The organism is Hymenobacter sp. (assembly GCF_031398885.1).
GTDB lineage: Bacteria > Bacteroidota > Bacteroidia > Cytophagales > Hymenobacteraceae > Hymenobacter.
On the sequence record NZ_JANNOD010000059.1, the window covers coordinates 81,113 to 101,220 of the forward strand.

Below are 20,108 nucleotides of genomic sequence, written 5' to 3' on the forward strand. Positions count from 1 at the left end.
CCCAACCGGCCGGCAAGTTACAAGCCGTTGTATCGTTTGGCTTCGCTGTCCATTACAGGAAAGCAAAATCCCCTTCGGAACCCCCAAAAACCCGTTTTCACCCGCTGAAATCCGCTGAATTGGCGGTTTCAGTAGCCGTACTTCTCGCCCCACCAGCCGCGCAGCCGCTCCTGAATTTTCTGCTCGGCGGGGTTCTGCCCGGGCTCGTAGTAGCGCGTACCGCTCAGGGCGCCAGGCAGAAACTCCTGCTCCTCGAAGTTGCCCGCGCCGTTGTGGGAGTACGCGTACTGCTGGCCGTAGCCGAGCTGCTTGAGCAGGCGCGTGGGGGCGTTGCGCAGCGGCACCGGCACCGGGTGCACGCCGTGGGCCTTCACCTCGGCCTGCGCCGCCCGAATGGCCAGGTAGGCCGCGTTGCTCTTCACGGAAGTGGCCAGGTAGATGACCGTTTGGGCCAGGATGAGGTCGGATTCGGGCAGGCCGATGACGGTGCAGGCCGTGAAGCAGCTCGTGGCCAGCATCAGGGCGTTGGGGTTGGCGTTGCCGATGTCCTCGCTGGCCAGGATGAGCAGGCGGCGGGCAATGAACTTCACGTCCTCGCCGCCTTCGAGCATCACGGCCAGGTAGTAGAGCGCCGCGTTGGGGTCGGAGCCGCGGATGCTTTTGATGAAGGCCGAAATGACGTCGTAGTGCATCTCGCCGCCCTTGTCGTAGCGCGCCAGCGGGCGCTGGGCCACCTGCTGCACCACGGCATCGGTAATTTGGATGACGCCTTTTTCATCGGGTGGCGTGCTCTGCACCACGATTTCGAGCAGGTTGAGCAGCTTGCGGGCGTCGCCGCCGCTCAGGGCCAGCAGGGCGTGGTCTTCGCTGAGCTTCACCTTTTTCTGCTTCAGGGCCACGTCTTCGGCCAGGGCCTTTTGCACCAGCCCGCGCAACGTGTCGGCGCCCAGCGGCTCCAGCACGTACACCTGGCAGCGCGAGAGCAGGGCCGGAATAACTTCGAACGACGGATTTTCGGTAGTGGCGCCAATCAGCGTGACGGTGCCCTGCTCCACGGCGCCCAGCAGCGCATCCTGCTGGGCCTTGCTGAAACGGTGAATTTCATCGATGAACAGCACGGTGCCCCGCTGCCGCTTGGCTTTCTCAATGACGTCGCGCACGTCCTTCACGCCGGCGTTGATGGCCGAGAGGGCCGAAAACGGCTGTTTCAACTCGCTGGCCAGCAGATGGGCCAACGTGGTTTTGCCCACGCCGGGCGGGCCCCAGAGCACGAGGCTGGGCAGCCGGCCGGCGTTCAGGTAGCGGCGCAGCACGCCGGTTTCGCCCACCAGGTGCGGCTGGCCCGCGTAGTCGGCCAGGCGGCGCGGGCGCTGGCGCTCGGCTAGGGGCGCGTCAGGGCCCGGCGCGGGCAACGGGGTAAAAGCGGCGGGTTCGTCGTCGGGAAAGAGGGAAGCCATGAATACTTGCGATTGGTAACGCGACCTTTGCCGCAGCCGTGTCAGAACGTTTGCTGCTCCAACGGGTTTTAGCGGCGCGAAATCACGCGGCAAAGTTGGTGCCCTTCATCGTTCGGCCCACGCCGCTGCCCCTTCGAAACCATGCGTAATCAGCTCCGCGTGCACGCGGCCCTCTTTCTCGTCACCGTCATCTACGCGGCCAACTACAGCTTGTCGAAGGACGTGATGCCGCGCTACATGGGCCCGTTTGGCATCGTCACGCTGCGCATTGTGGGCGCGGTGCTGGTTTTTTCGGCGATAAAATATTTCGTCGCGCCGCAGGACAAACTCGTCGGCCGGGCCGATAACCTGCGGGCCGTGGCCTGCGGCATCTGTGGCATCGGCGTCAACCAGCTGCTGTTCTTCTCGGGCCTGAACCTGACTTCACCCATCAGCGCCTCGCTGCTGCAAACCATCGCGCCCATCATCGTAGTCATTGCCTCGGCCCTCTTGCTGAGCGAGCGAATTACGTTGCCGCGGGTGCTGGGCATTGCGGTGGGCGCGGCCGGGGCGGCGTCGCTCATCCTCAGCCGCAACGCGCAGGCGGCCATTTACCCGCACGCCACGCTGGGCAACGTTTTCATCCTGGCCAATGCCACCGTGTTCGGGCTCTACCTGGTGCTGGTGCAGCCGCTCATGCGCAAGTACCACGCCTTCACGGTGCTCACCCGGGTGTTCCTGGTGGGCGCCTTCATCGCCGTGCCCTTCGGCTGGCGCGAAGCCCTCACGGCCGACTACGCCCACTTTCCGCTCTACATCTGGCTCGAAATCGGCTACATGGTCGTCTTCCTCACCATCCTGGCCTATTTGCTGAACAACTGGGCCCTGAAGTACGCCTCCCCCGCCCTGCTGGGCGTGTATATTTATTTGCAGCCGGTGCTGGCCGTGCTCATCGCCGTGGGCCTGGGCAAAGACCACCTCACCTGGGGCAAGGCCGGGCAGGCCGGGCTCATCTTCCTGGGCGTGTGGCTGGTGAGCCAGCGGCCGAAAGCGGCGAAGGTGCCGGCCGTGGCGGTGGCTGACTGAACGGAAATGAGTGCTTTGCGTTATCTTCCAGTGGCCATTTGCCTACTGGTCGTCTCATCACATCATGGAAACTGTAGTAGTTGATTTAAACCACGAACACGCCCGCCGCTTGCTAGAAGACTTGCAGCTGCTAGGAGCCATTACCATCCGCCCGGCCGCTAACGCCGCCGCTCATGCTTCGCTAGGCCGCCGGCCGGCCACCTTCGACGCCATTCGCCTGGACACGCGCGGGTTCAAGTTCAACCGCGAAGAAGCCAATGAGCGGTAGAATATTCCTTGACACCAACGTACTGATTTACGCCTACGCAGCGTTCGAGCCGGCCAAAAAAGCACAAGCTCTGGCGGCCAGCGGCACCGGAGAGCGCTGGATTTCCACGCAGGTGCTCATCGAATTTATCAATGTGAGCCACCGGAAGCTAAAAACAAGCTGGCCGGATGTTCAAATCACCTTGATTGAGCTCTTGGACAATCATCAGGTTCTGCAAACCACCGCCACTACCATCGCCCACGCCACCCGTTTGGCCGACCGCTACGGCTTTTCCTGGTTCGACGCCCTCATCGCGGCTGCCGCCCTCGAATGCGGCTGCGAAACGCTGTATTCCGAGGATTTGCAGCACGGGCAGCTGATTGAGAATTCGCTGTGGGTGGCGAATCCGTTTCGGGTTTAGTTGTCCTGATTAATTAGGTTCACCACCAGCGTCACCATCATGGCTTTGTCTTCCGGCTTGCTTTCAGCGATGAGCAGCGTGAGGGCTACCAACGCGTTATCGGCCAGTCGCCGGGTGCCATCGGGGTGGTACAGGCACTCGTTACGGTCGAGAAACCACACGAATAGGAAGGCCGCAATGCGTTTGTTGCCGTCCGAGAACGAATGATTCTTCACCACGAAATACAGCAGATTGGCCGCCTTTTCTTCTACGCTCGGGTACAGGTCTTCGCCACCAAAGCTCTGGTAAATGGACCGCACCGAACTTTGGAACGAAGCGTCCTTCTCTCTGCCGAATAAGGCGCTGCCGCCAAACTGCTGTCGCAAGCTGTCCACGGCCTCCAGCCCCGCCTCGTAGGTCAGTTCAAAAGGCTCTTCGGTGGCCGTGCCGCGCACCCGCAGGCGCTGGTGGTCGTACTGGTCGAGTACGTCGAGGGCCCGGGCGTAGTCGCCCAGCACCCGCAGCAGCGCTTCCGACTGGTCGGAAGTCAGCTCCTGATTGGCGGCCACTTCGCCTTGCAGTTGCACCAGTCGCTTGAGGTCGGCCAGTTGGCGGGCGCTTTCACGCAGGCGTTTCTCGTTCAGCGCGTAGCCTTGCACGAGGTACTGGCGCAGAACTTTGGTGGCCCACTGCCGGAAATGCGTGCCACGCAACGATTTCACCCGGTAGCCGACGGAGATAATAACATCAAGGTTGTAATGCTTGACGCGGTAGTTTTTGCCATCAGCGGCAGTTAGTAAGGATTCCTTACCAACTGAAATTTCTTCCAATTCACCGTCCTTGAATACGTTGCTCAAGTGCATGGTGACGTTAGGTCTCGAAACTGCGAACAGCTCTGCCATCTGCGCCTGCGTCAGCCAAACAGTTTCGTGGTCCAACTGCACTTCCAATTGAGTTTGCCCGTCGGGAGCTTGGTATAGAAGGATATTATCGGTAGAATTCATAGCAAAACCTGTAGTTACCCAGACAAGGTAGTGAACGAAAATCCCGCTATAGCGCAACGAGGCCCGGCTGAATCAGCCGGGCCTCGTTGCATCTGAACTGCCAGTGATTCTACAAGTGAATCACCTCGCCGTAAGCCGCGGCGGCGGCTTCCATGATGGCTTCCGACATGGTGGGGTGCGGGTGCACCGACTTGATGATTTCGTGGCCGGTGGTTTCCAGGTGGCGGGCCACCACTACTTCGGCAATCATTTCGGTCACGTTGGCGCCAATCATGTGGGCGCCGAGCCACTCGCCGTATTTCTTGTCGAAGATAACTTTCACGAAGCCGTCTTTCACGCCGGCGGCGCTGGCTTTGCCCGAGGCCGAGAACGGGAACTTGCCCACCAGCACGTCGTAGCCTTTTTCCTTGGCTTCGGCTTCGGTGTAGCCCACGCTGGCGATTTCGGGCGAGGCGTAGGTGCAGCCGGGGATGTTCTGGTAGTTGAGCGGCTCGGGGTGGTGGCCGGCAATCTTCTCCACGCAGATGATGCCCTCGGCCGAGGCCACGTGGGCCAGTGCGGGGCCGGGCACGATGTCGCCGATGGCGTAGATGCCCGGCACGTTGGTCTGGTAGAAGTCGTCGACCACCAGGCGGCCGCGCTCCACTTTAATGTCCAGCTCTTCGAGGCCCAGGTTTTCGAGGTTGGTGGTCACGCCCACGGCGCTCAGCACCACGTCGCAGGCAATCTGCTGCTCGCCCTTGGCGGTTTTCACGGTCACCTGGCAGCCCTCGCCGCTGGTGTCTACTTTCGTTACTTCGGCGCTGGTGAGCACGTTCACGCCGATTTTGCGGAACGACTTCTCCATCTGGCGCGAGATTTCTTCGTCCTCCACCGGCACGATGCGGGGCAGGAACTCCACCACCGTCACCTCCGAGCCCATGGTGCGGTAGAAGTAGGCGAACTCGACGCCGATGGCGCCGGAGCCCACCACCACCAGGCGCTTGGGCAGCTGCTCCAGGGTCATGGCCTTGCGGTAGCCGATGATTTTCTTGTCGTCCACCGGCATGGTGGGCAGCTCGCGGGCGCGGGCGCCGGTGGCCAGAATGATGCTCTTGGCTTCCACGGTTTCGGTGGTGCCGTCGGCCTTGGTCACGGCCACCTTGCCGGGGGCCAGCAGCTTGCCGGTGCCGACAATGGTTTCGATTTTATTCTTCTTGAACAGGAAGTTGATGCCCTTGCTCATGCCGTCGGCCACGCCGCGGCTGCGGTTGATAACGGCCCCGAAGTCGAAGCTCACGCCCTCGGCCTTCAGGCCGTAGTCGCCGGCGTGGTTGAGGTACTCGAACACCTGCGCGCTCTTGAGCAGCGCCTTGGTGGGGATGCAGCCCCAGTTCAGGCAGATACCGCCCAGCGACTCGCGCTCAATCACGCCCACTTTCAGCCCCAGCTGCGAGGCCCGGATGGCGGCCACGTACCCGCCGGGGCCGCTGCCGACCACGACCAAATCAAATTGCAATGCCATAGAATTCTCGGAAAGAAAAAGTACACCGGGCCCGGCTGGGGGGCCCACCCATTGAAGCCGCAAAGATAGCCGCGCCCCCGCGCCGGACCGCCAGTGGTAGTCCAACCGCGCACGCGCCGGCCGGGTTTTGGCGCGCTCCCGGCGCGCAGCCAATCTTACCCACTCGCCGTATAAGCCCCCGGTCACGGCGCGGCTTGCCGGGGGCCCTCACATTCCACCTGCATGAAATTACCGTTCCCCCCGTCCCTGGCCGCCCTCGGGCTGGGGGCTTTTCTGACCAACTGCGCCAGCACCGTCACCGAAAAGGAGAATCCCTCGGCCACGAGCCAGGCCATGGCGGCGCCCACCGCTACCGACGCCCGCCGTCCCGATTCCAGCCGCGTGGCCGCACCGGCTGCGGGCGACGCCCCAGCCGTAGCGCCGCCCCCCCCCATCGCGCCCGCCCCCGGGACCTCCGTACCGGAAGCCGCCGCGGCCCTGGCCGCCGACAAGGCCGACCCCGCCGCCCCCACGGCCGTTGCCGCTTCCGCCGAGCGGGAACGGGAAAAGAAAATGACCAACGCGGGCTACCGCACCATGCTGGCGGACGCCGAAGCCGCCCTCAAAGCCAAGCCCAACGACCCGCGCGCCCTGCTGGCCCGGGCCAAAGCCAAGAGCTACCTGAAGAAGTACCAGGAAGCCCTGCCGGACTACACGGCCGCCATTCGCTACCAGCGCAACAACCCCGACGCTTACTACAACCGCGGCGTGAACCGCCTGATGATGAAGCAGTACAAGGCGGCGGCCACGGATTTTGCCGGCGCCCTCAAGTACCGGCCCGACGATAAAGAATCCTTCTTCGGCCGGGGCGTGGCCCGCATGCAGATGTACCAGTACAAGCCGGCGGTGGCCGACTTTACGCGCGCCATTCAGCTCGATTCGACCTACGCCGACGCCTGGGAATACCGCGGCATCAGCTACTCATCATTCAGTAAATTACCGGAAGCCCGCCGCGACCTCGAGCGCGCCGCCCAGCTCAACCCCGAAGCCGCCAGGAGCCTGCGCCGCTACGTGGGCAACGAGGGCAAGGAGCCCATCAAAGTACCCGGTGCCAAGCCCGCGCCCCGGCCCGCGGCCACGCGGTAGCGGGCCGGCTAGAATTCGGGAATGTCCTGGGGAAGAGCGTCCTGCGCGTCTGGCGTCCGCGCAGTCGAAGCAGGACGTACTTGCTGCTCGTTCGCTTTGTAAGCCCCAAGCCCCTCCTCACTTCCCGCCAAACAGCAGCCGGAAGTAGAACCCCGGCTGGCGCAGCCGCTCGCGCAGGTCCAGGTCCAGGAACATGGCCGAGAGGGTTTCGGCCAGCGTGGGGTTGTTGGCGGCGCGGTTGGCCACGATGTTGAACAGGCTGGGGAAGTTGAGCAGCCGCTGCATCACCCGGCTCAGGCGCAGCTCCTGCCAGAGGCGGTTGTACACGGCCCGGTCGTAGTTTTTGAGAAACTCCGGGCCGCAGTCGGCCGTGGTCACGGCCTGGGCGGCCCAGATGGCGGCGTGGCGCCCGCTCACCATGGCGTGCGAGATGCCCTCGCCGCTGAACGGGTCGATGAGCGAGCCGGCGTCGCCCAGCAGCAGGTAATGGGCGCCCGACAGCGCCCGGCGCTTCGAGCCCAGCGGCAGGCCAAAGCCGCGCACGGGCCCCAGCCGCTCGGCCTGGGCAAAGCGCGGCGCCAGCGTGGGGTGAGTGGCCAGCATCTCGTCGAGCCGCTGCCGCAGGTTGATTTTCTTGGCGGCCACCGTTTTTGAGAGCATGCCCACGCCCACGTTGGCCTGGCCGTTGGGCAGCGGAAACACCCAGAGGTAGCCGGGCAGAAAGTCCTTGATGAAGTGCAGCTCGATGAAGTTGTCGGGGCTCAGCCCGGTTACGCCGCGGTAGTAGGTCCGCAGGCCGGCGCAGTGGTGGTCGGGCTCCAGGGCGTGGCGGGCCACTTTGCGGGCAAACTCCGACTGCGCGCCGTTGGCCACCAGCAGCAGGCGGCAACTGGCGACTTCCTCGCCGGCCTTGCTGAACAATTGCCAGCCGGTGGCCGTGCGCTCGGTGCGGGCCACGTCCACGTTTTCGCGGAAGTCAATTTCGGGGCGCCGACGCACTTCTTCCACCAGCAGGTTGTCGAAATCGAGCCGCTTGGCCACGTGGCCGGCCGCGTGGTCGGTGGCCTTGTCGAACTTGGGCTTGAAGGGAATGGCGAGGCGACGGCCGTTGGGCGCGATAAAATCAATGCCCCAGCTCGGAATTTGCATCGAAGCAGCGGCCAACTGGGCGGGCAGCTTCTCGTCGATGCGGCGCAGCTCGCTGATGACCTTGCCGCTGAGGGCATCGCCGCAGACTTTATCGCGCGGGAATGCGGCGCGGTCCAGCAGCAGGCAGGGCTGGCCGGCGTTGGCCAGGTGCAGGGCGGCGGTGGCCCCGCCGGGGCCGGCGCCCAAAATGCAGATGTCGTGGTGAGGCATAGGGAAGGCGAAGGTAGGACGGCACCCGCGGTGGCGCGAACGTGGCCCGCAGCCTCTGCTGCGGGTTCGGGCGCATTGTTGAACGGTCAACTTCGCGCCCAATCCCGCAGCAAAGGCTGCGGGCCACTTCTTACCTTCGCCCCATGACCCAAAATTTGACCGGAAAAGTAGCCCTTGTGACGGGCGCTTCCAAAGGAATTGGCCGCGCCATCGCGGCGCACTTTGCCCAGCTCGGCGCCGAAGTAGCCTTCACCTATTTGTCGTCCGTAGAGCAGGGCCAGGCCCTGGAAACCGAGCTGGCCGCCCACGGCACCAAGGCCAAAGGCTACCGCTCCGACGCCGCCGACTACCAGCAGGCCGAAAAGCTGATTGAGGACGTGCTGGCCGACTTCGGTAAGCTCGATATCCTCGTCAACAACGCTGGCATCACCCAGGACGGCCTGCTCATGCGCATGAGCGAGCAGCAGTGGGACCAGGTGCTGAACGTGAATCTCAAGTCCGTTTTCAACCTCACCAAAGCCGCCACTAAGCCCATGATGCGCGCCAAAGCCGGCGCCATCATCAACATGACCAGCGTAGTAGGCATCAAGGGCAACGCCGGGCAGGCCAACTACGCCGCCAGCAAGGCCGGTATCATCGGCTTCACCAAGTCGGTGGCCCTGGAGCTGGGCTCGCGCAACATCCGCTGCAACGCCGTGGCCCCCGGCTTCATCGAAACCGAAATGACCGACGCCCTCGACCCCAAACAGGTGGACGAGTGGCGCAAGGCCATCCCGCTCCGCCGCGGCGGCTCGCCCGAGGACGTGGCCAAGGCCACCGCCTTTCTGGCCTCGGACGATTCGGCCTACATCACCGGGCAGGTGCTGCAGGTGGACGGCGGGATGCTGACGTAAGCATGAGAACCTTTGGCAGTGTGCTCATCTGTTTTTTGGCCACCTGTTTAATTGTCCTCATGGTTTGGAGCCGCAATGACTTGCAAAAAAGGCAAAAAGCCTGGGCGCAGACGTTTGAGACAGTTGAATCCATTGGCCCACAACTACGAGCTGGTGACATCATTTTTCAAACATCTACCTCGGAGCAAAGCGAAGCCATCCAGCTGGCAACGCATTCACCGTACAGCCACTGCGGAATACTTTATCAAAATGCAAAGGGCAAGTGGCTAGTCTATGAAGCCGTACAGCCTGTGCGTTTGACCCCGGTCCAGGAATGGGTAAGGCGCGGGCTGCACGGACGCTTTTGGGTGCGGCGCCTGCACGATGCCGCTTCCGTTCTTGATTCTTCGGGTCTGCGACGCCTGCAGGACGCGGGCTTACGCTATCAGAACAGAAATTATGACCCTTATTTCTCGTGGTCCGACGACCGAGTTTACTGCTCTGAATTAATCTGGAAGATGTACAAGCGCGCAATTGGCCGCAAGCTTGGTGAGCTGCAACAGCTGCGCGATTTTGACCTGAGCCACCCGGCCGTGCAGGCCAAGCTGCGCGAGCGGTACGGCGGCCGTCTGCCGCTCACGGAAACTGTCATTTCGCCGGCCAGCATCTTCCGCAGCCCCGAACTGGTGACGGTGCTTAGCCGTTGAACCGGTGGCTGCATTGCTTAACTTGCTGCCCTTATCTCATTGCTTATGTCTACGCTCACGCTCACCTTCGACGATGATTTGGCGACCCAGGCCCAGGAATATGCCCAGCGCACGGGCACCGATTTATCGGTGCTGGTGGCCGAGCTGCTGCGGCCGGTCGTCGCACCTGCCCGCAAGCGGCGGCCTTTGTCGCCCGAAGTCGCCGCCCTAGCTGGTTGCATTTCCCTGCCGCCCGGCTTCGATTACAAAACGGCGCTGGGCGACGCTCTGTGGGAAAAATATCAATGAGACAGTACCTGCTCGACACGAACGTTCTCATCGATTATCTGACCCGGCGGGAGCCGTTCGGCGAAGACGCCACTGAACTGATGCAAGCGGGCGCGATGGGCGAGGCCCGACTTTATGCCGCTAGCCTGTCGTTTGCCAACATCGAATACATCGTGCGGCGGCAAACTTCGGCCGCGCAGGCCCGGCAGCTACTCTCGCGGCTGGCGCGGCTGGTCGAAATTCTGTCCGTTGATGCAACCACCATTCACCGGGCGCTGGCCAGTGACTTCATCGATTTTGAGGATGGTATCCAGCACATCGTGGCTTGCGCTCAGCCGGGTATTCACGCCATCATCACCCGCGACCCAAAAGGTTTTCGGAGCAGCGTACTACCCGTTCTTTCCGTAGCGCAAGCCCTCACCGAACTAGATAATCCGGCCTGATGCCCGGCGGGCATTGCGTTGTTATTTCCTGCCTTTTGCTGACCACTCACTATTCTTCCTGGTTCATTCTGCTCTGCCTGGCCGTGGGCGCGGGCTACGCGGCCCTTCAGTATTCGGCCAAGGCGCCGTGGGGCAAGGAGCTGAACTATACGCTGGCAGGGCTGCGCTTTGCCGTGGTCAGCTTCCTGTGCTACCTGCTGCTGGCGCCCGTTATCAGAACCACCACTACGCGCACCGAGCCGCCCACCGTGGTGCTGGCCGTCGACAATTCGCAGTCCGTCGAGCTGTTTACGCCCAAGACGGTGCTGAGCCAGGCCACCGCCGGCCTCGCCCAGCTGGCCGAAACGTTGCGCGGCCGGGGCTTCGCCGTCGAAACCCGCACCCTGACGGCCCCGCCCGGCCGCCCGGCCCGGCTCGATTCGCTGCGCTTCGGCGCCCCCACCACCGACCTCAACCTGCTGCTGGCCGGCACCCGCGACGACTACCGGGACCGCAACCTGGCCGGCGTGGTGCTTGTGTCCGACGGCCTCGTGAACCAGGGCCGCAGCCCGGCGTACGCGGACTATAACTTCCCGATTTACGGCGTGGGCGTGGGCGACACCATCCCCAAGCGCGACCTGCGCCTCACCGGCCTCACTTACAACCGCGTGGCGTTCAGCGGCAACAAGTTTCCGGTGGAGGCCGAGCTCGGGTTTGAAGGCTACGCGGGCGGCGCGGCCACCGTGGAGCTGCGCGAAGGCGCCCGCGTGCTCGACAGCCGCCGGGTGGTGCTGCCCGCGGGCCGCCGCCGGGCCACCGCCACGTTTCAAATCACGGCCCCCGCGCCGGGCAAGCGCCGCTACGCCGTGCGCGTGGTGCCCCAGCCGGGCGAATTCACCGAGCTGAACAACACCCGCACGGCCTTCGTCGAAATCGTGAAGGGCAAGCTGCGCGTGCTGCTGGCCGGCGCCGCCCCCCACCCCGACCTGAAAGCGCTGCGGGCGGCCATTCTGGCCAACGACAACTTCGACCTGACCCTGGCCCTGCCCGGCGTGGTGCCGCTCCCGGCCGGCGCCGACTTCGACGTGGCCATCCTGCACCAGCTGCCGGCGCAGGGCGGGCTGGGCAACGAAATCCTGGCCCAGGTGAAGGCCCGGCGCACCCCGGCGCTGTACGTCATCGGCGCGCAGTCGGACTTGGAGGCCTACAACCAACTCGGCGCCGGCCTCACCGTGCAGGCCCGCGGGGCGCAAACCGACGAGGTGACGCCGCTGCCCAACCCCGGCTTCGCCCGGTTCGCGACCGACGAGGAGGCGGCCCGCCGCTACGGGCAGTACCCGCCCGCGCCGGTGCCGTTTGGCGATTTGCGCCTGGGCGCCGGGGCCGAAGTCGCGCTCTGGCAGCGGGTGGGCCGCGTGGCTACCCAGAAGCCGCTGCTGGTTTTTGGGGGCGCGGCCGACGCCCGCCGGGCTACTTTGCTGACCGATGGCAGCTGGCAGTGGCGCCTGCAGGAGGCCGTGGAGCACGACGACAAGCCCGAGGCCTACGACCGGCTCGTCATTCGCATCCTGCAACTCCTCACGCAAAACGCCAACAAAAAGCGCCTCGACGTGTACCCCACGCAGGACGCCTTCGGCACCCAGGACGACGTGACGCTGGGCGCCGAAACCTACAACGCGGTATTTGAGCGCCTCTACAACCAGAAAATTGACCTCGTGCTGACCGACGAGAAAAAGCAGGCCCGCCGCTTTTCGTTCGCCAACCCGGAGGACGGCTCGCCCCTGCACCTGGGCCCGCTGCCGGCCGGCCTCTACCGCTACCAGGCCCGCGCCACGCTCGGCGGCCAGGCCCAGCAGGATGCGGGCGAGCTGCTGGTGCAGTCGCAGCCCCTCGAAGCGCTGGAATCGAAGGCCGACCACAACTTGCTGGCCCAGCTCGCGCGCCGCAGCGGCGCCCGGCTGTACTTCCCGGCACAGTTCGACCAGCTGGCCCAGGACATTCTGAAAGCCAATTACAAGCCGGTGATTTCGCAGGAAGAAGACCTCCAGGACCTAATAAACCTCAAGTGGCTGTTCTTCGTCATCCTGGCTTTTCTGACGGTGGAGTGGGCCGTGCGGAAGTATTCGGGCAGCGTGTAGCGCCGACGTTGCCAGCGTGCATTTCGGAAATCGCGCCATTTTTATCCGTCCTGCTCACCTGGCGTCCGCGGAAGGTTGTTGGTGGGGGACAAAAACGGGTTGGCTAAAGTAGAAGCGCCGCCCGCGCGTCTTAGCGCTACCACTACACTTTGCTGTTTTCATGACAATAAAAGCCATTATTACCGGCGCCACTGGCATGGTGGGCGAAGGCGTGCTGCTCGAATGCCTGCACGACCCCGCCGTGACTGAGGTCCTGGTGTTGGGCCGCAAGGCCAGCGGCTACGCGCACCCCAAGCTGCGGGAGCTGCTGCACGCCAACTTTGAGGACTTGTCCGCCATCGAGTCCCAACTCACGGGCTACGACGCCTGCTTTTACTGCGCCGGCATCTCGGCGGTGGGCGTGAGCAAGGCCGCCTACGAGCGGTTCACCTACGACACGACCCTGGCCGCGGCCCAGACCCTGGCGCGGCTCAACCCCGGCATGGCCTTTTGCTACGTGACCGGCGCGGGCACCGACGGCACCGAGCGAGGCCGCAGCCACTGGGCCCGGGTGAAGGGCCGCACCGAAAACGCCCTGCGCCGCCTGCCGTTCCGGGCGGTCTACCTGTTTCGGCCGGGCTACCTGCACCCCACCCCCGGCCAGCGCAACGTGCTAAAAATGTATAAATTTCTGAGCTGGCTCTACCCCGTGTTGCGGCGGGTGGCGCCCCGCACGGCCAGTACCCTGCGGGAAATGGGCCGGGCCATGATTGCGGCGGCGCGTGACGGCTACCCCCGGCCGGTGCTGGAAGTACCGGATATTGTGGCGCTGGCCCGGGGCAACGTGGCCACGCCGGCATGAATGAGCAAACTTTTTTCTCCCTCCCTCATGGCAACAAGCAGTAGTATCGGCGTGGTTCTGGTGGCCGCCGTCGCCTTCGTCGCCCTCAGCCCGCAGCTGGGCGGCAAACCCACCAAAACCGAGCAGCAGGCCTACGCCCAGTCGGGCCATTACCGGAAGGGTGAGTTCGTGAACCTGGTGCCCACGTCCGTCTCTACGAGCCGCAACACGCTGGCCACCATCTGGACATTCCTCTTCCACAAAGACCCGCACGCGAAGCCGAAAGGTCCGCTGCCCCTGCTGCCGCTGGATTCGCTGGCCATCACGCGCAAAACCCCGGAGCTGGTGCGCGTGACCTGGTTCGGCCACTCGGCCAGCCTGGTGGAGCTGGCCGGCCACAACATCCTGCTCGACCCCATGCTGAGCATGGAAATGGGCCCCGTGAGCTGGGCCACCCCCAACCGCTACAACCGCAGCCTGGCCATCACCCCCGAAAAGCTGCCGCCCATTGCCGCCGTCCTCATCTCGCACGACCACTACGACCACCTCGACTACGAAACCGTCCGCAAAATCAAGGACAAAGTGGGCCGGTTCTTCGTGCCCCTGGGCATTGGCCCGCACCTGCGCCGCTGGGGCGTGGCCCCGGAGCGCATCACCGAAATGAACTGGGGCGACAGTGCCCAGTTGCCCGGCCTCACGGTGCGCTGCACGCCCAGCCGCCACTTTTCGGGCCGGGGCCTGGGCAATCAAAACTCCACTTTGTGGAGCTCCTGGGTGCTGCAGTCGGCCACAAAACGTGTTTTCTACAGCGGCGACGGCGGCTACGGCCCGCATTTCGCCACCATCGGCGCCGCCTACGGCCCCTTCGACCTCGCGCTGATGGAGTGCGGCCAGTACGACGCCAACTGGGCCGAAATCCACATGCGCCCCGAACAAAGCGTGCAGGCCGCCCGCGACGTGCAGGCCCGCCTGATGCTGCCCGTGCACTGGGCCGCCTTCACCGAGGCCAACCACGCCTGGACCGACCCCATCGAGCGGGCCACGGCCGAAGCGCAGCGCCTGGGCCAGCCCATTACCACGCCGCGCCTCGGCGAACCCGTGACGCTGGGGACGGCGCTGCCGAACGCGCGCTGGTGGGAATAAGCGGAAATAGAACAGTCGTGCTAAGCCTAGTCGGAGCATGACCGTCTAGGCGTACCATACCAGGCGACCTTTGTGACTCTTCCCACGGCGCTCAGACTTCTCCCGCCCATGCGCTACATCCTCCTCAACAAGCCTTACGAAGTCCTCACCCAGTTCACGGACGAGCACGGCCGCGCCACGCTCAAGGACTTTGTACCCGTAACCGGCGTCTACCCCGTGGGCCGGCTCGACTTCGACAGCGAGGGCCTGCTCCTGCTCACCGACGACAAGGCCCTGCAGCACCGCCTGAGCGACCCCAGGTTCAAAGTCCCCAAAACCTACTGGGCCCAGGTAGAAGGCACCGTGCCCGAAGAAGCGCTGGCGCAGTTGCGGCGCGGCGTGCAAATCAAGGAAGGCCTCACCGCGCCCGCTCAGGCCGCCGTACTGACCGAGCCAAATGGGCTGTGGGAACGCAGCACGCCCATCCGCTTTCGGGCCAGCATTCCCACCAGCTGGCTGCAAATCACCATCTCGCAGGGCATGAACCGGCAGGTGCGCAAGATGTGCGCCGCCGTGGGCCTGCCCTGCCTGCGCCTCATCCGCGCCCGCATCGACGAGCTAGCGCTCGACGAGCTAGCCCCCGGCCAGTGGCGCGAGCTCACGCCGGAGGAGTCGCGCAAGCTGAAAGCCAAGTTCTCCGCCACCAAGAACCCGGCGAACCGGAAGGTGGCGGTGAAGAGTGAAAGGGCGCCGCAAGCTGCGCCGCGCCGCCCGGCGAAACCGTAGCTGTTTCGGTTCATCATACATTTCCACCTCGCCAGCCCGAAAGCCCAACACGGCTTCTCCCGGCGTGGGCCACGAGCCATGTTGGCGGCGCTGAGCCGCCGATTGGGAGCAGCAAGCGCGGAAGTTTCTCAGCCGCTAAGCAGTTGTTAACTCAGCCAGCGGAGCAATGGCTTTGCTGTACAGTTCTGCCAGCGTCCACTCTTTGCTGTCGGAAACCTGTCCGTCACCAACCTCGATTATCACAGGTTGTCCCATTTGAGTATAAGCCACATCTACGGTGTAAAACCATCGGTTTCCTAAAGCCTCCAAAGCAGGTACAAGCGGCTTGGGAAACGGTGAATCCGCAGCTCCAAAAACTTCGTTCCGCACTACAAAAAACCGCTGCTCTGGCTGGTTTAATAATTCGACAAACTCGCGCACGAACAATAATTCCTGCGGCTTCACTTCGTGTTTTTGCAAAAGCGCGTCAAACTCGGAGCGCGAGGAAATCACAGACTCTGCGCCGAACGACTTACTCAAGCCTTTGACAAAACACTTCTCATTTTGCCGTAGGAGTGATACGACAGAAGCTTCCGCAACACTGGCGGCAACGATACTGCTCCGTGGGGTGAATCTTGCAATTGACTCATACCAGCCATCAGCCCGATGCGACGCCAAATACATTTCCATTGAAACCAGCAACGGCGTCCTGTTCGCCAGTTGTTGGTATCCGTCCGCCGACAGCATCCACCCGCGATATAGTGTGGGATATTGCGGATTAGGCAGTTGATAAAGCTTTTCCTGCTCCGCATCGAACAGGCACACTGAGTAGCCGCAGCCTTGGGCAACGTCCATTTCCTCTTGCCACATTGGGTCAATAACGCGCTGATAAGGCAAGCTTGGGAGTATGATGTTTAGCATTGGAGAAGCAAATAACTGTCAATTCAACGGCAAGAAAGCTCCGTTTCCCAATTCCTGTCAGGAAAAATCCCGCCGTCCAAACCAAACCCGGCCAGCGCGTCGGACAACCCGCCTGATGGTTGAGAAGCGGTGACAATCTGTCACCAAAAGCACGCTGGTACGTTGCTTGTAATCCCCCGGTAGCGGCCGAAAAGCTGCTTCCAACCTGACACATTCCACTTTATAACCAACGCACCCACCTCATGGGCAAAATAATCGGCATTGACCTCGGCACCACCAACTCGTGCGTGGCCGTGATGGAAGGCAACGAACCCGTGGTCATTCCCAACAGCGAAGGCCGCCGCACCACCCCGAGCATCGTCGCCTTCCTCGACGGCGGCAAGGGCGAGCGCAAGGTGGGCGACCCGGCCAAGCGCCAGGCCGTGACCAACCCCAAGAACACCATCGCCAGCATCAAGCGCTTCATGGGCCGCCAGTTCTCGGAAGTAACCGCCGAGAGCAAGTACGTGGCCTACGACCTGACGCCCGGCGCCAACAGCACGGTGGCCGTGAAAATTGGCGACCGTAACTACACGCCGCAGGAAATCTCGGCCATGGTGCTCCAGAAAATGAAGCAGACGGCCGAAGACTATCTCGGCCAGCCCGTGACCGAAGCCGTGATTACGGTGCCGGCGTACTTCAACGACGCCCAGCGCCAGGCCACCAAGGAAGCCGGCGCCATTGCCGGCCTCGACGTGAAGCGCATCATCAACGAGCCCACGGCCGCGGCCCTGGCCTACGGCCTCGACAAGAAGCACAAGGACCAGAAAATCGCCGTGTACGACCTCGGCGGCGGCACGTTCGACATCAGCATCTTGGAGCTGGGCGACGGCGTGTTTGAGGTGCTGAGCACCAACGGCGACACCCACCTCGGCGGCGACGACTTCGACCAGGTCATCATCAACTTCCTGGCCGACCAGTTCAAGGCCGACAACGAAGGCCTCGACCTGCGCCAGGACCCCATGGCCCTGCAGCGCCTCAAGGAAGCGGCCGAGAAAGCCAAAGTGGAGCTCTCCAGCTCGACCGAAACCGAAATCAACCTGCCCTACATCACGGCCACGGCCTCGGGCCCCAAGCACCTGGTGGTGAAGCTGAGCCGCGCCAAGTTTGAGCAGCTCGCCGACGACCTCGTGCGCCGCTCGATGAAGCCCGTGCAGGAAGCCCTCACCGCCGCCGGCCTGAGCACGTCGGACATCAACGAAGTCATCCTCGTGGGCGGCTCGACCCGCATTCCCCGCATCCAGGAGGAAGTGGAGAAGTTCTTCGGCAAGAAGCCCAGCAAGGGCGTGAACCCCGATGAAGTGGTGGCCATCGGCGCCGCCATCCAGGGCGGCGTGCTCACCGGCGAGGTGAAGGACGTGCTGCTGCTCGACGTGACCCCGCTCTCGCTCGGCATCGAGGTGCAGGGCGGCGTGATGAACCGGCTGATTGAGTCCAACACCACCATTCCGACCAAGAAATCGGAAGTGTACTCGACGGCTTCGGACAACCAACCGAGCGTGGAAATCCACGTGTTGCAGGGCGAGCGGCCCCTGGCCAGCCAGAACCGCACCATTGGCAAGTTTCACCTCGACAGCATCATGCCCGCGCCGCGCGGCGTGCCGAAGATTGAAGTGACGTTTGACATCGACGCCAACGGCATCCTCAACGTCACCGCCAAGGACCAGGGCACCGGCAAGGAGCAGAAAATCCGCATCGAAGCCAGCTCCGGCCTGAGCGAGGACGACATCAAGCGCATGCGCGACGAAGCCGCCGCCAACGCCGAATCGGACAAAGCCGAAACCGAGCGCATCGGCAAGGTGAACGCCGCCGACTCGATGATTTTCCAGACCGAGAAGCAGCTGAAAGAGTACGGCGACAAGCTGAGCGACGGCAACAAAACCGCCGTCGAAGGCGCCTTGGCCGACCTCAAGAAAGCCCACGAAAGCAAGGACCTCGGCCAGATTGATGCGGCCATGACGGCCATCAACGCCGCCTGGCAGGCCGCCTCGCAGGAAATGTACGCCGCTGCCGGGGCCGAAGGGGGCCAGCCCGGCGCCGGTGGTTTCCCCGGTGGCGACGGCCAGCCCCAGGGCGGCAACGGCCAAGGCCAGCCGCAAGCTGACCACGTGACCGACGTGGACTACGAAGAAGTAGACGGCAAAGACGCCAAGTAAGCCGCCGTCGTCGGAATTAAAAGGCCGGAAGCGCATTGCTTCCGGCCTTTTTTGTTGAAATACTGCCAGGATTCCGCGGTGGCTTCCTATTTGGATATGCGATAAGCGGCCTGCGGCTGCAGCGTTGGCCGGGCTTTCGCATTCACCCGACGCAAGCGCCACAGGGCCACCAGCACCACGGCCGCGCAGCACAGACCAATCACCGGCGCCGTGGCAAAGCCCAGCAAAATGCCGGTGATTTTGGCCCCGATGACATCGCCAAAATTGATGAGCGCCATGTAGGTGGTGAACTGGGAGCCGGCCACCCGGCTGTCGCACAGGTTCATGAGCAGCGGCAGGGCGGCCACGCTCATGAACGGGTCGACGAGGCTGGCCAGCAAGATGCCGCCCGTGGCCACCGGCGGGTGCCCCCACTGGGCGCCGGCCGCGCTTATCCCCACGATGACCAGCACGATGAAGCCCAGCACCCAGCCCTGCAGGCGCGCGGGCCCCAGGCGGTCGGACAGCAGCCCGCCGCCTACCAGGGCGGCCAGCACCACCAGGTTGGCCCAGCTGCCTTCGAGCACCGACACGTCTTTGGCGGCCCAGTGCAGCGAATGGATAAGGGTGTAGATGAAGCTGCCGAAAAACACGGCAAACGACAAGTACACCGCCCAAATGCACACGAAAATCTGCAGATTGCGCGGCTGCGAAACGTTCCGAAACAGCTCGCGAAAAATCCACCGCAGCGGCGGGTTATCGGCATCGTCGGGGGCGGCAAGCGCCACGGGCACCGGCCGGGCCCGGGCCCAGCCGGGCAGCAGGCGGTCGGTGCGGTGCAGGCGAATGACGAACGTGAGCCCGGTGAAAAACAGCAGGGCCAGCGACTGCAGCAGCGCCGCCCGCTGAAAGCCGTGCTGCTGCAGCACCGGCGCCAGCCCGGCCGCGCCCAGCGAGCCGCCCAACAGAAACCCGGCCCGCATGAAGGCGTTGACCCGGCCGCGCTCGGGCTCGGGCGTCACGGAAATGGCCATGGCGTCCACGCTCGTGTCCTGGATGGAGGCGAACAGGCTGTGTACGAAGAACAGGGCCGACATCAGGCCCAGCTGCGCGAGCGGATCGTGCACCAGCAGCAGGCCCAGCGAGGCGGCCACCGCCACCAGCTGGGTGAGCACCACCCACTGCTTGCGGTGGCCCATGAGCGAGTGCTGAAACCGGTCGACGATGGGCCCCCACACGAACTGAAACGACCACGGCAGCCCCACCACCAGCACGAAACTGCCCACCGCCGACGCGGTGAGACCTTTCTCGATGAGGTAGTTATAGACGGTGGCGCCCCGAAACCCTCCCGGAATACCCTGCATCACGTACAGGTAGAAAAACGTGAAATAGCGCAGGTTGCGGCTCTCGGTGAGTACGGGGATTTTCACAAGGGCAGAAAGTTGGGTGCGAAGAGGACGAAAGGGCGGGTGGCCAAAGAGGACCACCGCGGCTCCGACGACTTGTTCAAATAAGTCCGATGGGCGGGGCATTGTTGGTACAACACAACCGCCCCAGGCCATTATCCCCTCCTTATGATGGTCCAAATGGTTTTAGCGCGTTCGCTCATGACTTTCTCCCTCCCCATTTGTTTGCATCACCTGGTTCCGATGGCTTGAGTTGGTCCTTGACCATATTGCCAACTTCCTCCGCCATAAACTTGGAGGCCTACACGGCGTGGTCGTACAGGTGAAGCAGTT

At 63.6% G+C, this 20,108-nt stretch carries 19 protein-coding genes; 13 read left to right on the forward strand and 6 right to left on the reverse strand.

Translation table 11 applies throughout. From position 1 onward, the window contains the following. Positions 1–128: 128 nt before the first annotated feature. Positions 129–1,457 (reverse strand): replication-associated recombination protein A, encoded by a 1,329-nt coding sequence (locus tag RMO51_RS12355; RefSeq protein WP_310395053.1) that lies wholly within the window; start codon positions 1,455–1,457, stop codon positions 129–131. A 141-nt stretch (positions 1,458–1,598) separates the two neighbouring features. Between RMO51_RS12355 and RMO51_RS12360 the strand changes: the two genes are divergently transcribed. From RMO51_RS12360 to RMO51_RS12370, 3 genes are all read left to right on the forward strand, one after another. Continuing rightward, on the forward strand, positions 1,599–2,522 hold the full coding sequence (locus RMO51_RS12360; protein ID WP_310395055.1) for a DMT family transporter: 924 nt from the start codon (positions 1,599–1,601) through the stop codon (positions 2,520–2,522). A gap of 64 nt (positions 2,523–2,586) precedes the next feature. After that, positions 2,587–2,790, forward strand: coding sequence for a hypothetical protein (locus RMO51_RS12365; RefSeq protein ID WP_310395057.1), 204 nt, complete (start codon positions 2,587–2,589; stop codon positions 2,788–2,790). Continuing rightward, entirely contained in the window at positions 2,780–3,190 is a 411-nt protein-coding gene (locus RMO51_RS12370; protein ID WP_310395060.1) for a PIN domain-containing protein, read from the forward strand. The genes RMO51_RS12365 and RMO51_RS12370 overlap by 11 nt, the downstream gene beginning before the upstream one ends. On the opposite strand, the gene RMO51_RS12375 is transcribed toward RMO51_RS12370, so the two are convergent. Together RMO51_RS12375 and lpdA are read right to left on the reverse strand one after the other, a co-directional pair. Beyond that, positions 3,187–4,173 carry a virulence protein RhuM/Fic/DOC family protein gene (locus tag RMO51_RS12375; RefSeq protein WP_310395063.1) on the reverse strand — a complete coding sequence of 329 codons (987 nt, stop codon included), beginning with the start codon at positions 4,171–4,173 and terminating at the stop codon, positions 3,187–3,189. The genes RMO51_RS12370 and RMO51_RS12375 overlap by 4 nt on opposite strands. Before the next feature lie 109 nt (positions 4,174–4,282). Continuing rightward, a complete protein-coding gene (gene lpdA, locus RMO51_RS12380; RefSeq protein WP_310395065.1) occupies positions 4,283–5,677 on the reverse strand; it encodes a dihydrolipoyl dehydrogenase in 1,395 nt (464 codons plus the stop codon). Positions 5,678–5,899: 222 nt separating this feature from the next. On the opposite strand from lpdA, the gene RMO51_RS12385 reads away from it, so the two are divergent. Then, positions 5,900–6,802, forward strand: a complete 903-nt coding sequence (locus RMO51_RS12385; protein WP_310395066.1) for a tetratricopeptide repeat protein — start codon at positions 5,900–5,902, stop codon at positions 6,800–6,802. Between the two features lie 117 nt (positions 6,803–6,919). Here the strand turns inward: RMO51_RS12385 and RMO51_RS12390 are convergent, their stop codons facing one another. After that, positions 6,920–8,161, reverse strand: a complete 1,242-nt coding sequence (locus RMO51_RS12390) for a geranylgeranyl reductase family protein (protein WP_310395067.1) — start codon at positions 8,159–8,161, stop codon at positions 6,920–6,922. Between the two features lie 143 nt (positions 8,162–8,304). Between RMO51_RS12390 and fabG the strand changes: the two genes are divergently transcribed. The 8 genes from fabG (at position 8,305) to RMO51_RS12430 (ending at position 15,295) form a co-directional block, all read left to right on the forward strand. Continuing rightward, on the forward strand, positions 8,305–9,054 hold the full coding sequence (gene fabG / locus RMO51_RS12395; RefSeq protein WP_310395069.1) for a 3-oxoacyl-[acyl-carrier-protein] reductase: 750 nt from the start codon (positions 8,305–8,307) through the stop codon (positions 9,052–9,054). A 2-nt stretch (positions 9,055–9,056) separates the two neighbouring features. Beyond that, positions 9,057–9,740 (forward strand): YiiX family permuted papain-like enzyme, encoded by a 684-nt coding sequence (locus tag RMO51_RS12400; RefSeq protein ID WP_310395071.1) that lies wholly within the window; start codon positions 9,057–9,059, stop codon positions 9,738–9,740. 45 nt (positions 9,741–9,785) lie between these two features. After that, positions 9,786–10,028 (forward strand): DUF6364 family protein, encoded by a 243-nt coding sequence (locus RMO51_RS12405; RefSeq protein ID WP_310395072.1) that lies wholly within the window; start codon positions 9,786–9,788, stop codon positions 10,026–10,028. After that, the gene (locus RMO51_RS12410; RefSeq protein ID WP_310395074.1) at positions 10,025–10,450 is read left to right on the forward strand and encodes a PIN domain-containing protein; all 426 of its coding nucleotides are present in this window, start codon (positions 10,025–10,027) and stop codon (positions 10,448–10,450) included. Before RMO51_RS12405 ends, RMO51_RS12410 begins: the two co-directional genes overlap by 4 nt. 35 nt (positions 10,451–10,485) lie before the next feature. Then, positions 10,486–12,567, forward strand: a complete 2,082-nt coding sequence (locus tag RMO51_RS12415) for a VWA domain-containing protein (protein WP_310395077.1) — start codon at positions 10,486–10,488, stop codon at positions 12,565–12,567. A 160-nt stretch (positions 12,568–12,727) separates the two neighbouring features. Next, positions 12,728–13,408 carry an NAD-dependent epimerase/dehydratase family protein gene (locus RMO51_RS12420; RefSeq protein ID WP_310395079.1) on the forward strand — a complete coding sequence of 227 codons (681 nt, stop codon included), beginning with the start codon at positions 12,728–12,730 and terminating at the stop codon, positions 13,406–13,408. A gap of 27 nt (positions 13,409–13,435) precedes the next feature. Next, entirely contained in the window at positions 13,436–14,530 is a 1,095-nt protein-coding gene (locus tag RMO51_RS12425; protein ID WP_310395081.1) for an MBL fold metallo-hydrolase, read from the forward strand. Positions 14,531–14,638: 108 nt separating this feature from the next. Continuing rightward, positions 14,639–15,295 carry a pseudouridine synthase gene (locus RMO51_RS12430; RefSeq protein ID WP_310395082.1) on the forward strand — a complete coding sequence of 219 codons (657 nt, stop codon included), beginning with the start codon at positions 14,639–14,641 and terminating at the stop codon, positions 15,293–15,295. A 135-nt stretch (positions 15,296–15,430) separates the two neighbouring features. Here RMO51_RS12430 and RMO51_RS12435 read toward each other — a convergent pair whose 3' ends face one another. Further along, positions 15,431–16,195 carry an ATP-grasp domain-containing protein gene (locus RMO51_RS12435; protein WP_310395084.1) on the reverse strand — a complete coding sequence of 255 codons (765 nt, stop codon included), beginning with the start codon at positions 16,193–16,195 and terminating at the stop codon, positions 15,431–15,433. 242 nt (positions 16,196–16,437) lie between these two features. On the opposite strand from RMO51_RS12435, the gene dnaK reads away from it, so the two are divergent. Further along, entirely contained in the window at positions 16,438–18,390 is a 1,953-nt protein-coding gene (dnaK, locus tag RMO51_RS12440) for a molecular chaperone DnaK (protein ID WP_310395086.1), read from the forward strand. Between the two features lie 86 nt (positions 18,391–18,476). On the opposite strand, the gene RMO51_RS12445 is transcribed toward dnaK, so the two are convergent. After that, on the reverse strand, positions 18,477–19,799 hold the full coding sequence (locus RMO51_RS12445) for an MFS transporter (RefSeq protein WP_310395087.1): 1,323 nt from the start codon (positions 19,797–19,799) through the stop codon (positions 18,477–18,479). Positions 19,800–20,108: the final 309 nt, after the last annotated feature.

Excerpts from the sequence above, each read along its gene's own strand:
- RMO51_RS12425 (WP_310395081.1), top strand. The coding sequence starts at position 13,436 with ATGGCAACAAGCAGTAGTATCGGCGTGGTTCTGGTGGCCGCCGTCGCC.
- RMO51_RS12385 (WP_310395066.1), top strand. The coding sequence starts at position 5,900 with ATGAAATTACCGTTCCCCCCGTCCCTGGCCGCCCTCGGGCTGGGGGCT.
- RMO51_RS12410 (WP_310395074.1), top strand. The coding sequence starts at position 10,025 with ATGAGACAGTACCTGCTCGACACGAACGTTCTCATCGATTATCTGACC.
- RMO51_RS12390 (WP_310395067.1), bottom strand. The coding sequence starts at position 8,161 with ATGCCTCACCACGACATCTGCATTTTGGGCGCCGGCCCCGGCGGGGCC.
- RMO51_RS12405 (WP_310395072.1), top strand. The coding sequence starts at position 9,786 with ATGTCTACGCTCACGCTCACCTTCGACGATGATTTGGCGACCCAGGCC.
- RMO51_RS12370 (WP_310395060.1), top strand. The coding sequence starts at position 2,780 with ATGAGCGGTAGAATATTCCTTGACACCAACGTACTGATTTACGCCTAC.
- dnaK (WP_310395086.1), top strand. The coding sequence starts at position 16,438 with ATGGGCAAAATAATCGGCATTGACCTCGGCACCACCAACTCGTGCGTG.
- RMO51_RS12435 (WP_310395084.1), bottom strand. The coding sequence starts at position 16,195 with ATGCTAAACATCATACTCCCAAGCTTGCCTTATCAGCGCGTTATTGAC.
- RMO51_RS12365 (WP_310395057.1), top strand. The coding sequence starts at position 2,587 with ATGGAAACTGTAGTAGTTGATTTAAACCACGAACACGCCCGCCGCTTG.
- RMO51_RS12430 (WP_310395082.1), top strand. The coding sequence starts at position 14,639 with ATGCGCTACATCCTCCTCAACAAGCCTTACGAAGTCCTCACCCAGTTC.
- fabG (WP_310395069.1), top strand. The coding sequence starts at position 8,305 with ATGACCCAAAATTTGACCGGAAAAGTAGCCCTTGTGACGGGCGCTTCC.
- RMO51_RS12360 (WP_310395055.1), top strand. The coding sequence starts at position 1,599 with ATGCGTAATCAGCTCCGCGTGCACGCGGCCCTCTTTCTCGTCACCGTC.
- RMO51_RS12400 (WP_310395071.1), top strand. The coding sequence starts at position 9,057 with ATGAGAACCTTTGGCAGTGTGCTCATCTGTTTTTTGGCCACCTGTTTA.
- RMO51_RS12355 (WP_310395053.1), bottom strand. The coding sequence starts at position 1,457 with ATGGCTTCCCTCTTTCCCGACGACGAACCCGCCGCTTTTACCCCGTTG.
- lpdA (WP_310395065.1), bottom strand. The coding sequence starts at position 5,677 with ATGGCATTGCAATTTGATTTGGTCGTGGTCGGCAGCGGCCCCGGCGGG.
- RMO51_RS12420 (WP_310395079.1), top strand. The coding sequence starts at position 12,728 with ATGACAATAAAAGCCATTATTACCGGCGCCACTGGCATGGTGGGCGAA.
- RMO51_RS12375 (WP_310395063.1), bottom strand. The coding sequence starts at position 4,173 with ATGAATTCTACCGATAATATCCTTCTATACCAAGCTCCCGACGGGCAA.